Annotated in this window: 17 protein-coding genes and 1 tRNA gene; 3 read left to right on the forward strand and 15 right to left on the reverse strand. The window is 43.8% G+C overall.

All coding sequences use genetic code 11. From position 1 onward, the window contains the following. Complete coding sequence (locus LKO26_RS08765) at positions 1–372, forward strand: DUF7009 family protein (RefSeq protein WP_227587479.1); 372 nt, start codon at positions 1–3, stop codon at positions 370–372. Positions 373–379: 7 nt separating this feature from the next. Here the strand turns inward: LKO26_RS08765 and LKO26_RS08770 are convergent, their stop codons facing one another. From LKO26_RS08770 to LKO26_RS08835, 14 genes are all read right to left on the reverse strand, one after another. Then, positions 380–835, reverse strand: coding sequence for a DUF1801 domain-containing protein (locus tag LKO26_RS08770; RefSeq protein WP_227587480.1), 456 nt, complete (start codon positions 833–835; stop codon positions 380–382). Between the two features lie 82 nt (positions 836–917). Next, entirely contained in the window at positions 918–1,259 is a 342-nt protein-coding gene (locus LKO26_RS08775) for a YkvA family protein (RefSeq protein ID WP_227587481.1), read from the reverse strand. An 86-nt stretch (positions 1,260–1,345) separates the two neighbouring features. Next, complete coding sequence (locus tag LKO26_RS08780) at positions 1,346–1,897, reverse strand: TlpA family protein disulfide reductase (protein ID WP_227587482.1); 552 nt, start codon at positions 1,895–1,897, stop codon at positions 1,346–1,348. 2 nt (positions 1,898–1,899) lie between these two features. After that, positions 1,900–2,463 (reverse strand): thioredoxin family protein, encoded by a 564-nt coding sequence (locus LKO26_RS08785; protein ID WP_227587483.1) that lies wholly within the window; start codon positions 2,461–2,463, stop codon positions 1,900–1,902. A gap of 30 nt (positions 2,464–2,493) precedes the next feature. Further along, positions 2,494–3,564, reverse strand: a complete 1,071-nt coding sequence (gene aroC / locus LKO26_RS08790; RefSeq protein ID WP_227587484.1) for a chorismate synthase — start codon at positions 3,562–3,564, stop codon at positions 2,494–2,496. A gap of 51 nt (positions 3,565–3,615) precedes the next feature. Further along, complete coding sequence (locus tag LKO26_RS08795; protein WP_227587485.1) at positions 3,616–5,247, reverse strand: LIC_10190 family membrane protein; 1,632 nt, start codon at positions 5,245–5,247, stop codon at positions 3,616–3,618. Between the two features lie 59 nt (positions 5,248–5,306). After that, positions 5,307–5,831, reverse strand: coding sequence for a glycine zipper domain-containing protein (locus LKO26_RS08800; protein WP_227587486.1), 525 nt, complete (start codon positions 5,829–5,831; stop codon positions 5,307–5,309). 157 nt (positions 5,832–5,988) lie between these two features. After that, positions 5,989–6,062 (reverse strand) — tRNA-Cys (locus tag LKO26_RS08805). Between the two features lie 56 nt (positions 6,063–6,118). Further along, on the reverse strand, positions 6,119–6,619 hold the full coding sequence (locus LKO26_RS08810; RefSeq protein ID WP_227587487.1) for an RDD family protein: 501 nt from the start codon (positions 6,617–6,619) through the stop codon (positions 6,119–6,121). Between the two features lie 14 nt (positions 6,620–6,633). Beyond that, positions 6,634–7,998 (reverse strand): DUF4403 family protein, encoded by a 1,365-nt coding sequence (locus LKO26_RS08815; RefSeq protein WP_227587488.1) that lies wholly within the window; start codon positions 7,996–7,998, stop codon positions 6,634–6,636. Positions 7,999–8,013: 15 nt separating this feature from the next. Then, complete coding sequence (gene folB, locus LKO26_RS08820; RefSeq protein WP_227587489.1) at positions 8,014–8,376, reverse strand: dihydroneopterin aldolase; 363 nt, start codon at positions 8,374–8,376, stop codon at positions 8,014–8,016. 61 nt (positions 8,377–8,437) lie between these two features. After that, positions 8,438–9,457, reverse strand: a complete 1,020-nt coding sequence (gene nadA, locus LKO26_RS08825; RefSeq protein WP_227587490.1) for a quinolinate synthase NadA — start codon at positions 9,455–9,457, stop codon at positions 8,438–8,440. Positions 9,458–9,489: 32 nt separating this feature from the next. Next, positions 9,490–10,053 (reverse strand): guanylate kinase, encoded by a 564-nt coding sequence (gene gmk, locus LKO26_RS08830; protein WP_227587491.1) that lies wholly within the window; start codon positions 10,051–10,053, stop codon positions 9,490–9,492. Positions 10,054–10,065: 12 nt separating this feature from the next. Next, positions 10,066–10,923: a YicC/YloC family endoribonuclease gene (locus LKO26_RS08835; RefSeq protein WP_227587492.1), complete on the reverse strand. Its 858-nt coding sequence runs from the start codon at positions 10,921–10,923 to the stop codon at positions 10,066–10,068. A 108-nt stretch (positions 10,924–11,031) separates the two neighbouring features. Here LKO26_RS08835 and miaA point away from each other — a divergent pair, with 108 nt between their 5' ends. Together miaA and LKO26_RS08845 are read left to right on the forward strand one after the other, a co-directional pair. Then, positions 11,032–11,934: a tRNA (adenosine(37)-N6)-dimethylallyltransferase MiaA gene (gene miaA / locus LKO26_RS08840; protein ID WP_227587493.1), complete on the forward strand. Its 903-nt coding sequence runs from the start codon at positions 11,032–11,034 to the stop codon at positions 11,932–11,934. A gap of 15 nt (positions 11,935–11,949) precedes the next feature. Beyond that, on the forward strand, positions 11,950–12,507 hold the full coding sequence (locus LKO26_RS08845; RefSeq protein WP_227587494.1) for a thioredoxin family protein: 558 nt from the start codon (positions 11,950–11,952) through the stop codon (positions 12,505–12,507). 64 nt (positions 12,508–12,571) lie between these two features. Here LKO26_RS08845 and LKO26_RS08850 read toward each other — a convergent pair whose 3' ends face one another. Beyond that, complete coding sequence (locus LKO26_RS08850; protein ID WP_227587495.1) at positions 12,572–13,210, reverse strand: MBL fold metallo-hydrolase; 639 nt, start codon at positions 13,208–13,210, stop codon at positions 12,572–12,574. Between the last annotated feature and the right edge of the window lie 17 nt (positions 13,211–13,227).

Consider the following 13,227-nt stretch of genomic DNA (forward strand, 5'->3'; position numbering starts at 1 on the left):
ATGAAAATCAGAATAAAGGGCAACAGCATCCGCCTGAGACTGACCAAAACTGACATTAAGAACCTGACCGAAATACAAAGCGTAGAAGAGACAACGGATCTGGGAAACGGAATAATCTTCAGGTACTCTCTTGCTCTGAATGCAGAAACTGAACATATCTACGCAAATTTCTCTGATGGCAAAATTTCTGTATTCCTGAACCAGTCTGCTTACGATACCCTTACTGCAACGGACGAAATCACCGTACACCATACTGCTGAGAATGGCACATCAGGCGGATTGTTTCTTCTGATTGAAAAAGATTTAAAATGTCTGGACACCACTTTTGAAGATCAGTCCGACATGTACGAAAATCCAAAAACCCACTGCTAAATGGTGGTCACTTTTTAAGTTGTAACTCGTAGAGTGAAATCCACTGCTGCGGCGTCATCTTCTGAACGAGTTCTGCCAGTAATAGGAACGGAATCTCTTCCGGTTTTTTAAAACGGATACAGGACTTTCCCATATCCGGCTTTCTTTTGGAATGCCCGGGAAACTCCGCCAAAAACCAGTTCAGCAAATTTTCATCAGCATAGATTCCCATGTGATAAAGTGCTATAAAGTTCTTTTGTGACGCCACAGACAGAAATGGAAGCGGACTACCGGGCGTACAGTGATACCCATCGGGATACATGCTTAAAGGCACCTGCCAGTGCAGCATTCCGGAGCTGAAACTTTCTTCAAAACCGGATGGCAGATTTTGCGAAATGGTATGGTATAACTTTTTTGCAGGCTCACGGCGGTCTTCCGGCATACCGGAAATAAAATCACTGATAAGGTCGGAATCCAGTTTCATTGCTCAAATATTAATTTCACTCAAAAGTAAAGAAAAACTCCGCAAAAAAGCGGAGTTCCTTATGATTTTTCAGCAGATTATTTTAATCTATAATTTCAGCATCAGACACATTTTGCATCCCGGCAACATGTCCGGCTTCCCAAAGCAGAAAACGGTCTACCTCTTTCAGTAATTTAGGCAAAGCCAGCGATAAAACAGCAAGGTCATCTGCTACCCCCAGGACGGGTATGGCTATCTCCGGAAGCAGGTCTATGGGTGAAATCACGTAGATTAAACCCAGCACCGGCAACAGAAGATCCAGGGTATTGACCGGATATTTGCCCTTTCGCCAGTAATTGAGCATGCGCACAATATCCGGAATTTTTTTGATGAATCCTTTGTGTTTAATGGCCTGTCTGGCCAGCTCCAGTTTAGAATATTTCATTTTTGTGTTTGATGTTTTTTGGTTTACGGATGTCTATAAAACAATTTACCTGCCAAAATCATTAACTTTAACCAAAAGCCTCTGCACTAAGGTTTTACGGTATCAATAAACTGATGTACGGCGGGCGTATTCCAGTCTTTGGTAGCAGTTTCCTTCATCAGGATGCGTCCGCCGGGATCCAGCACAAATGTGGTGGGGAACACTTTTGGCAAAATTTTGCCGTTGATGGGACTTTCAGCAATATAAACCGGTACCGTATAATTGTTCTCCTGCAGGAATTTGCGCACTGCTTCCTCCTCGTCCAGCATTGCAATCAGTACGAAATCCATATCATCTTTACGTTCATCATACAGACTTTGAATAGAGGGCCATTCCTCGCGGCATGGTTTGCACCAGGTACCCCAGAAATTCAGGAATACCAGATTTTTTCCTTTAAAATTTTTGAAATTGGTGCTGGTGGTATTGATTCCTTTCAGCTGAATATCGTAATCGGCATCATCCACCTGAACGGCTTGTTCTACCGTGGCTACCGGAAAGAATTGTTTCTGAAGATAAGTTCTGATATCCGGTACCAGTATCACTACAGCAATCAGTGCCAATACAATAAGATAAATAATGTTTTTCTTGATAAATTTCATTTTTAAATCAGATTTAAAATTTCGTCTATGGCGTCCCGGCCTTTATTTTTGGCATAATACACCTGCAAATCATTATAAAATTCCTCCTGAGTATAACTTTCAGGATTTTCTTTGTATTTCCTGAGCATTTCATTTCCAGCAGCAGGCCGTGGTCCCCATGTGGCACGCAGCGTAAAATCGTGATTCAGCACCAGCACCTTCGGAATGGATTGGGTACCGTTGGTCTGAAACTGATCTATTAATGATACGTCACTGTCGCGCAAAAATATCCGCACTTCATTGTCCGGCTCAAAGAATCTTACAAGCGCCGGTACGGTAGCACTGGCATCTCCGCACCACGCTTCAGAGATAATCAAAATTTTACCGTCAAAATTTTTCTTTTTCAGAACTTCTGCCTGCTGTTCATCTGTTTTAAAAGTTTTCAGTGCGCGTTCCATTCGCTGCAGTCCCAGTTCATAATAAGGTTTGAATTCCCGGTCAGCATCAGTGGCCGGATTTTGTACCCGTTGTTCTGCAATGCGCAGGTATTCGTCAAAAGTGATGGTATGATCCCAGTATTTTTTCATGATCAGTTTTATTTATGGTTACAATATGATTTACTTAATATCTAATTTTCTGATTTGGTTAATGAGCATTAAATCTGCCAGCACAAACGCAGCCAGATTTTCCACTACCGGCACTGCCCGCGGCAGCACACACGCATCATGTCTTCCTTTGCCCTCCAGAAGAATACGGTTTCCGTGGCGGTCTACACTTTCCTGCTTTTGAAGCAGTGTGGCCACCGGTTTGAAGGCGACCCGGAAATAAACATCCATTCCGTTACTGATTCCCCCCTGAATTCCGCCTGAGAGATTGGTACGGGTAGAAAAGTCTTCATTAAAAACATCGTTATGTTCACTACCGGTCATGCGTGCGCCACAAAATCCGCTCCCGTATTCAAATCCTTTGGCGGCATTAATATTCATCATGGCTTTGGCCAGTTCAGCCTGCAGTTTCCCAAATACGGGTTCGCCAATTCCGACCGGCAGATTTCTGATGACACAGGTGATGGTTCCGCCAATCGTATTGCCGGCCTTTTTAATTTCTTTGATTCTCAAGGCCATGCGTTCTGCAGTTTCCGGATCCGGGCAACGCACATCGCTGGCTTCGGTTAATGAAAAATCGAGATCCTGATAAGGTTTTTCACAAAAAACATCACCGACAGACGACACATACGCGTTAATCTGCACCTCATCAGGAAGCAACTGAGCGGCCAGTGCACCCGCAACGACCCAGTTTACGGTTTCTCTGGCCGATGACTTGCCACCACCACGGTAATCCCGGTGACCGAATTTCTGGTCATAGGTAAAATCTGCATGGCTGGGCCGGTACGCATCTTTCAGATGATCATAATCCCGTGATTTCTGATTTTCATTCTCTATAAAAAATCCGATGGGTGTGCCGGTAGTTATTCCTTCAAAAATCCCGGAAAGAAATTTCACAGTATCGCTTTCCTTTCTCTGGGTTACCAATGTACTCTGGCCGGGTTTGCGTCGATCCAGCTGCTGCTGAATACATTCTGCATCTACCTTAAGGCCTGCAGGGAAATTGGTCAGGATGCCTCCGTAGCCGACACCATGACTTTCGCCAAACGTAGAAAGTGTAAGAAAGTTTCCTAAAGTGAACATGTGACAAAGTTAGTGAAATTGTATGAGGTGAAAATATGATTTTGCAACGGCTTATTGGCGTATTGAGTCTTCATGCAGGCGGATGATTTCTTTTAAATATTGCTGTTCTTCGGCAGTCATTTTCCGCCAGACAAATCCTTCCCGGATTTCTTTACCTTTCAGTTGGGGAAAAATACCGGCTTCACTGTATTCTGCCAAAAAAGCGGGCGAAATGGCTGGCAAAGCGGTATCATAATTGAAGAGATAGCCATAAACCACGTTAAACTCCAGATTTCCGATTACGTAGGTTTTGTATTTGTTGAAGCGGTAATCTGCCGGTTTCAGCAGTTGCATGCGGTCCCAGCCCCGCATTGCCACGCCCAGTCTGAACGTGGGAATATACTGAGTGACAATTTTCGGGGTAATGAAAAATGCGCTTGTGATGATGGCCAATACCGCAAATCCCGACCAGGCAAGTTCTTTACGGATTAACCCACTGAACATCACAAAGATGATAACAAAAAATACATCGAGAAAGAATCGGTACTGCGCAGAAAAAACCATCACAAGAATTACTTTGACCATAACAGCCAAATAAATAAGCCACACCATCTTGTCTCTCCTAAAAACAGTGAAAAATGTGAAAGCAGCCAGGCCAACGAAAAAGGCAATATGCACACCGGACTTCATTCCGCTCAGCAAAAACCAATTGGCTATTCTTTCCGTAAAACTGAAGTTGCGGATTTCGTCATAACGGTACTGCATATCGTACGTCTTTTCTGTAGCAAGCCGGGCAGAAGTTTCCAGAATTTCAGCATTAGGTTTCCAGCTGAGGCCCAGGTCCGCAATCTGCACCGGAAAGACAGGAAAACCAAAAGTCCAGATATTTTTAACCAAAAAGAGACCCAAAATAAAAACTCCCGGCCACAATACGCTGACCCGTTGCTTCTGAATCATAAAAGCATACATGAATGCGAGCAGGGGCAGCCACAGCACGGTGGGTTTCATGGCAAAAATCCAGACTGAAAAAGCAAAGATCAACAAAATATTTTTGTTTCCGGACAGGATTTCATTCAGCAAAATCAAAGCAAATGCAATGACCGGAAGATCGGGAGCGGGCGATTGCAGAAACGGAAAAAGCAATGGAATAAACAGCAGATGCAGCCACGATTTCTTTTCGGTGGCATAAATCAGATAAATCAGTAAAGCCGGTAAATTGAGACGCAGATACGGATCACCGATTCCCGAAAACACAGCCTGCAACGCATGCCAGAACGACATCTGACCCAGAATCAGATCCAGACCGGCAATTCCTTTTACCAGACCTGCCTCGCGGAACCACTTTACGGTGGGCACATAATATCCGTAATGATCCAGAATAAACGGTGCAAAAGTGGCAAAAAACACCACCACCAGCGCTGCCGGAATCACCAAATGGTTATTTTTAAAAAAATCAAAAAAAGAACGGTACCCTTTCAGCAATAAAAAGGACAGCAAACCCAATCCCAGCACGATGACTTCCACCGGTGTACCCAGAGGCAACAGCCAGGAGGTTAATACCGCCATAATGCTGACAATAAAAATTCCCGATAAAAGTGTGCCCGAAACACCAGTAAAAATCTTGCCACCGAAAGTCTGAAACAGCCGTCCCCAGCCCCAGAAAACGGGCAACAGCAAGATACAGGTGAGGATTAAAAGTAACATAAAAAAAGACTGCTTAAAAATAAGCAATCTTTTTCAAGTATATTGATTATGATTGGGTGTTATTGTACTCTTCCTTGTTTTTTATCTACGGATCTACCGATGGTATAACCGGTAGCACCACCTATGATACCGCCTACTACCGCACCACCACCACGGTTTTTCTTATTCAGCAATGCACCTGCAGCTGCACCGGTGGCTGCACCTACGATGGTTCCTTTAGCCGTATGGCTCATCCCCTGTTTCTGAGGAGCTTGCTGCGCGACTCCGCTATTACTACCGGAGTTGGAACTGCTGGGCGTATTGTTTACATACACAGTACGCGTTTCACGAACCACGTTGCTTTTGGAGGAAGCAGCAGCCACACGTTTGGCTTCCTGAACCTCGGCGATACTGTCAGCTTTTTTCTGTGCTTCGTAGGCCATACGTTCTTTCTCTATGGCGAGCTTTTGCTTTTCAATTTCCAGTTGACGCTGCTGAAACTCTATTTTTTGTTGTTCCAGAGATTTCTCAGCAATTTTTTCTTCTTTGTTACAGGCTGTCAATAAAAAAACGGACAATGCACCTGCCATTACTATATTTTTCATAATTCTAATTTTATATTCAACATCATTTTTGTCACTGTCTATTCACAGTCACCATCATCATGCCAAAAATGAAACCAAACAAGTGTTAAAGAAACGTTAAAGTCACCGAGAGCAGTGGAATAAAAAAAGCAAGTTTCTGAAAATCAGAAACTTGCTATGGAGGTACCTAGCGGATTCGAACCGCTGTAGATGGTGTTGCAGACCACTGCCTAACCACTCGGCCAAAGTACCATTTGGGTGTGCAAATATAGCAATTTTTCTTTTTATCAAAAGTAAATCCGCTAAATTTATTTTGCACCTATGGTCTGGATATCGTTTTCAAGATTTCGGGCGTTCTCGTATGCTTTCTTTTTCACCACTCTGGTGTCTGACCAGGAGTCGTGCCAGCCATTAGTGCCGAGAAATGAAAGTCCGTCAAAAGGCACAATCCGGGAAAAGTTTCGCCGAAGCAAATCGGCAGTGGTCAATGCTGTACCATCTGTTTTAACCACAACAGTTCCGGTAATCAACTTTCCCGGACTTCTCCCATTGGTTAATTTTTCCATCCCAAAGAGAATAAGGACATAAAGCAAAGCAGTACCCAGCCGGTCCAGCAACGGATCTACATTTTCCAGCTCATATGCAGTAACCTCCATGGGGATGTCTGTCAAAACATATTTCAGGAAAACATACAGAAAGAGTAAAATATAAATGAGCAGCATTACCGCACAAAAATCAATAATGTAATTCAAAAACCTGAACAAGCGTTCTGCTTTATGCTGCTCTGCGAGTCTGAATTTTTTTTTCATATGTATGTGTTTAATCAAAGATTTTGTATCAACAATCTCAATTGCGCTTCTGTATCAATGATGGCCGTAATTCCGGAAGGTTGCAAAATAATTTTTGAAGGCTTGAGGCCTGTCAGCTTTCCGCTCAGTTTAAGTCCTTTATAATATTCTGTATTGAAGGCCTGTACAATGCTTTTGCGAGAAGAATCTTCAAGCTCTGCGGTGGGGATCCCATACTCGTCACGGATGATTTTCACAATTCTGCTTTCAAAAAGTGCTGCTGCTGTTTTGTGAAGTATATTTTTTGTTTTCAGTTTAAAATCTACATCTTCCAGCACAATTTTGCGCTGCTGTTCATCATAAAACGGAACACCGGAAATATAAGAGGTCCCGCTGACCATCCCTTCCGTCTGCGCTTCCAGCACAATTCTGTAATCATCACCATATACTTTTATCCCCGTGATTTTTATGCCCGGTTTACCCTCCCTAAAATCGAATTCCTTGCCCAAAAATTGTTGTTCTGCAAGGCGCGTGGCCTCCGTAAACGGAATATTAGCAGTAGTCTGAAGCAAAAACTTGTTGGGGGCGTTCTGAATAAAACGAAAATCCGGCACGTGCGAGGCCGGCCGTACGGCAGGCGGCTTTTTACCGGTGAAGGTTTCAGAATAGGTATCCACTGAAAGTTGTAAGTCGATGGCATTGGCATAAAAAACCAAAGGCGTAACCTGTACCGCTGTGGGCGTAATCTTCAGCCAGGTATTATACTCTTCTGAGATATGAAAAGGCTGCGCAAACTGATTCCACGCCATGACCGCATACGGACGAAGGTCCAGTTGCTTCTTCATCATTTCATCCATCGTAAGACTAAATTCGGCCTGTTGTTTCTTCAGACTTTTTTCTACAAGACCGGTTACCGGAATCTTCACCCGCCCGAAATCTAGGACAGGTTTTGTGACCCACCGGAATCCATTGGGTTTCGTCTCAGTAGAAATAGTCCAGTTGGGAGCCAGATTAATTTTGGTGCTGAAATACATGACGGTTTCAAAAGTAGTGCTCTGGTACGTATATACCCCCAAAGTCCCGATTCCTTTTTCTGCCCATATTTTCAGGGGAACTTCAATCAGCAGATTTTGCTCTGTGCCACCTATCAGACGGATGGGCCTTGTGCGCCAGACTTTTACTTTGAACTGATCATTATCATTATCCGTATAGGAATCATCTTCAAAGATTAAATCCTGAACCGAGCTGTTTACTACATTTGATATTTCAGACAGCGGTATCCGCACCGGCACCGTGACTGATGATTTAATTTTAGGAAAGTCATATGCTAAGGGCTGCTGACCGAGAAGCGTTTTCCCACAGCACAACAGTACGACCAACAAAAATAAGCATCTGTTCATCTGCGAAAAATCCGGTTAAGCGATTTTCTTCTCAACTTCCACACTTACGCCCCTCATTTCTCCGGGCATAGGCGGACTGGTTTTGGTGAGCTTGATTTTTGCCGCGGTAATCTGCGGAAATGTAGCCTCCAGCCGACTGATGATTCTGCCGATGACCCGCTCCAGCAATTTGGACGGAATTTCCATTTCTTCATGAATAATATCATTCACCAAAGCATAGTTAATGGTATCCTCCAGCAAATCGGACTCAGTAGCCCGGGAAAAATCTGCTGTAATCTCAGCATTTACAATATAAAAAGTTCCGATTATTTTTTCTTCGGGAAGAACGCCGTGGTAGGCAAAAATCCGGATATCTTCCAGCAAAATTTTAGTGGTCATAGCTCTGGATTATGGTGAAAAGAAACCTTGCCGTCAACAAACTGCGGCAAGGTTCAGTAATTTATTTGATGGTCTTGGAAAGTTCCAGCATCTCTTCGATGGGCTTCAGCGCTTTCAGCCTTAATTCTTCCTCAATGATGATTTCCGGGAGCTCATATTTCATACACAGATAAAGCTTTTCCATTGTATTGCGCTTCATATAGAAACATTCTGAACAGTTACAGGTATCATCAAACACCAGCGCGGGAATCAATTCTTTGTGCGGCGCCCGTTTTTTCATTTCGTGAAGAATCCCCTCTTCAGTGGCAATGATAAACTTCTGACTGTCGTCTTTTTCCACAAAATTCAGCAATGCCGAAGTAGATCCCACGAAATGTGCCAGATCCAGCACCGCTGACTCACTTTCAGGATGGGCAATCAGCTTCGCATCGGGATGCTCCGCAAGTTGCTGAGCAATACGCTCCATAGAGAAGGCCTCATGCACAATACAACTGCCGTCCCACAAAATCATATCGCGTCCTGTTTTTTTAGACAGGAACCGCCCCAGATTCTTATCGGGAGCAAAAATGATGGGTCTGTCGGCAGGCAGCGATTTAATGATGGTTTCCGCATTAGAACTCGTCACAATAATATCTGATTCTGCTTTGGTTTCTGCATTACAATTGATGTAGGTGGCAATAAGGGCATCGGGATGCTGTTCACGCATTTTTCGCAGACCTTCTCCGCTACACCCGTCTGCCAGAGAGCAGCCTGCCTGGGTATCCGGCAGAACTACTTTCTTGGTAGGATTGAGTATTTTAGCGGCCTCGGCCATGAAATGAACGCCACAAAATGCAATCATATCTGCATCTGTATCCCGCGCCTGGCGGGCCAGCTGCAAGGAATCGCCCAAGAAATCTGCGATATCCTGAATGGCGGGTGGCTGATAGTAATGGGCCAGAATTACGGCATTTTTCTCTTTCTTAAGGTCCAGAATTGCCTGTACCAACTCTTCTCCCTGCGGAATGAGTAGGTCATCTACTTTTAAAAAACCTCTTACGGGCAGGTTTGCTTTGGCAATATCTAATGTTTCTGTACTCATATTTTTTATTTCTGATATGAACTATGAAGTTACTATTTTTTAATGAAACCGGCAATAAGCTGTTGCACCTGTTGTTGTGCTGTATGCAAATCATCATTGACCAGAATCTCGTCAAACTCAGTCTGAAAAGTCATTTCGTAGGCGGCTTTGGCGACGCGGGTTTTAATCGTTTCCTCATCATCCGTACCACGGGATATCAATCTCCGTTCCAACTCTTCTATAGAGGGAGGCATAATGAAAATAGAAAGGGCTTTCTCCCGGAAATATTTCTTCAGATTGATCCCTCCGACGACATCCACATCAAAAATAACCGTTTTCCCGGCATTCCAGATTCGTTCAACCTCAGACTTCAGCGTTCCGTAATATTTATCGGTATAGACTTCTTCAAACTCCACAAAGGCATCTTCGGTAATCTTTGCACGGAATTCATCCGGCGAAATAAAATGATAATCCACCCCGTTCTGCTCTGCTCCGCGGGGACTTCTGGTGGTACAGGATACTGAAAACTGTAACTCCGGAAATGTTTCCAAACAATGCTTGACCAATGTGGTTTTGCCACTGCCCGAAGGCGCTGAAAATATGACAACTTTATTCATTGAAAACCTTCCTTATAATACATTAAGCGTTTGCTCTTTTATTTTCTCCAAATCATCTTTCATCATGACCACCAGCTTCTGAATATCGGCATGATTAGCCTTGGAACCCAGCGTATTGATTTCCCTTCCAATTTCCTGTGCAATGAATCCTAGTTTTTTACCGTTCAGATCCTCATCGGTCATCACCTCCAGATAATATTTCAAGTGCTGCGTGAGCCGCACTTTCTCTTCAGAAATATCCAGTTTTTCTGTAAAATAAGCCATTTCCTGATAGAAACGGGTTTCATCTACATTGTCAAATTCTGACAAAACTTTGCGGTAACGCTCTTTTACCACATCCAGCCGTGCCTCCTCAAAAGGAATGACCTGCTGCAGATATTCCTCTATATTGCCGATATTCCGGGCTAGTTCATCCTGCAGAATATTCCCTTCCGTCCTGCGGAAATTTTCGAATTTCACCAATGCACTTTCCACCAGTTCCAGCAAAAAAGTCCATTCCGTTTCCTGCAATTCATCCGGCATGCTGGATATGGCATCCGGCATTCTTACGGCCATTTTCAGGTATTCAAAATCAGGTCCGTCTGCGGCAATTTTCTGAAGTTCAGAAATATAGGATTTTACCAGATCGTGGTTAATGGTTACATCATTTACATCATTCAGCGTTTCCACATTAATGTAGCAATCTGCCTTACCCCGCACCATACGGTCATTGAGCAATTTGCGAACATCAAACTCTTTTTCTTTATACCTTAATGGTAACTTGATGCTGAGATCAAAAGATTTGCTGTTCAGAGACTTGATATCAACCGTAATTTTCTTTCCTTCAAAAACACCTTCGCTTCTCCCGAAGCCGGTCATGGATAAAATCATAGATTTTTGTGTATTAGGGAGCAAAGATAAAAATTCCTGAACGATTTTTGTTCATGTACCTTCAGCCCAATACTTGAGATTCTGAAAAAAAATAGTGAAATTCGCAGTGTGAAAACTTTAATCTCGGTTTCCGGAACTACCGGCATTGGCAAAACCAAACTGGCAATTGATCTGGCCAGACATCTGGGCACTGAAATTATTTCCTGTGATTCCCGGCAGTTTTTCAATGAAATGCCCATTGGCACCGCAGCACCTTCGCACGAGGAACTGAATGCAGCACCTCATCATTTTATCGGCCATCGGTCGGTACTGGATCATTACTCCATAGGCCAATATGAAAAAGAGGCACTGGCCAGAATTGAAGAACTCTTCAGCAACCATCATGCACTGATCCTCACCGGCGGCAGTATGATGTATGAGAAAGCCGTCATTACCGGCCTGAACGACCTGCCCGAAGCAGATACCATCCATCAGGAAAAGCTATCCGCGATCATGCAAAAAGACGGAATCACAGCACTTCAGGACCTCCTGCACCAGCTGGATCCGGAATATTTTGCCATCGTAGACCGCCAAAACCCCCGCCGACTGATGCGCGCCATAGACGTCATCTGGCAAACCGGAAAATCCTATACCCAGAATATTTCATCTCAGGTACAACAAAGAAATTTCCGCGTGATCCGCATTGGCCTCACCGCCCCGCGGGACATCATATACGACCGGATTAATCTGCGGGTAGAACAAATGATACAAGCCGGACTGCTGCAGGAAGCCGAAGCACTGCTCCCCCACCGCAACCTCCCTGCACTACAAACCGTAGGATACACTGAACTCTTTCGGTATATGGACGGCGAGTGGCCGCTGGAAACAGCCATAGAAGAAATTAAAAAAAACTCAAGACGATTTGCCAAACGCCAACTCACGTGGTACCGGAAAGAAAATGATATACACCTCGTGAATTACGACAATGCTCTTCAGGAATCCTTATCTTTGCTCAAAGATTTTAACCTTTAAATAAAAATTACCCATATGGCCAATACACCTTCCAATATGCTGGAACTGGGAACAAAAGCTCCCTATTTTGAACTTCCAAATCCTTCTCACAGCAACGAATTGCAGTCCCTGAACGACCTGAAAGGAGCAAAAGGAACTCTGGTGATTTTCATGTGCAACCACTGCCCTTTTGTGCTGCATATCATTGAAAAACTGGCAGAACTGTACGAAGATTATCAGGAGAAAGGCATTGAATTTATTGCCATCAACGCCAACGATGCTGAGAAATATCCGGCAGATGCGCCAGACAAAATGATTGAATTCCAAATCGAAAGAAAATTTGAATTCCCTTATCTGTATGATGAAAGCCAGGCCGTAGCCAAAGCCTATGATGCAGCCTGCACTCCCGATTTCTATTTCTTTGATGAAAAACTGGACCTGATATACCGCGGACAAATGGACGATTCGCGACCGGGGAATAATAAGGAAGTCACCGGTGAAGACCTGATTATTGCATTTGAAAATTTGCTGGCCGGTGCACCCCAGGAGGAGATGCAGATGCCAAGCATGGGCTGTAATATTAAGTGGAAATAGGATGGCACAACTTTGTCAAAGTTTCTCTGAAGTGCGCATAAAACTTTGACAAAGTTTCCCCTTCTTACTTAAAGAAAGGATTATACTCCTTTTCAAAACCAATAGTGGTAGCATTTCCGTGACCACTGTACACACGGGTATCGCCGTCCAGAACAAGCAGTTTTGATCTGATCCCCTCTATCAACAAGTCATGATTCCCTTTGAACAGGTCCGTACGGCCTATGCTTCCCTGAAACAACACATCGCCGGAAATCATGAATTTCTGTTTTTCATGATGATAAACAATACTCCCGGGTGAATGACCCGGCACATGCAAAATGCTGAAATCTTCATCACCCAAATGTATGGATTCACCTTCTTTCAGGTATTGAATTGCACCTTCAAAAGGCTTAAAAAAGAAACCAAACTGACGGGCAGACATGGGATTTCTCTCCAGTACCTCGCGGTCTTCTTCGTGCATCAGTACCGGAACCTGATATTGATCATAGATGCCCTGCAGGCCCAGAACGTGGTCAATATGCGCATGGGTGAGCAGAATGTGCTGTACTGAAAGTTCATTTTCACTGATAAAAGTATTCAGCATTGCGGTTTCGGCTTCATTAAAATTGCCCGGATCAATGATGAAAGCCTCTTTCTGCTCTGTATATACAATATAGGTGTTTTCTGAAAAGGGATTGAAAACAAAGGATTTTACCTGAATCATGGTTCATGTCATTTTAG

Source organism: Chryseobacterium sp. MFBS3-17, assembly GCF_020687745.1.
GTDB lineage: Bacteria > Bacteroidota > Bacteroidia > Flavobacteriales > Weeksellaceae > Marnyiella.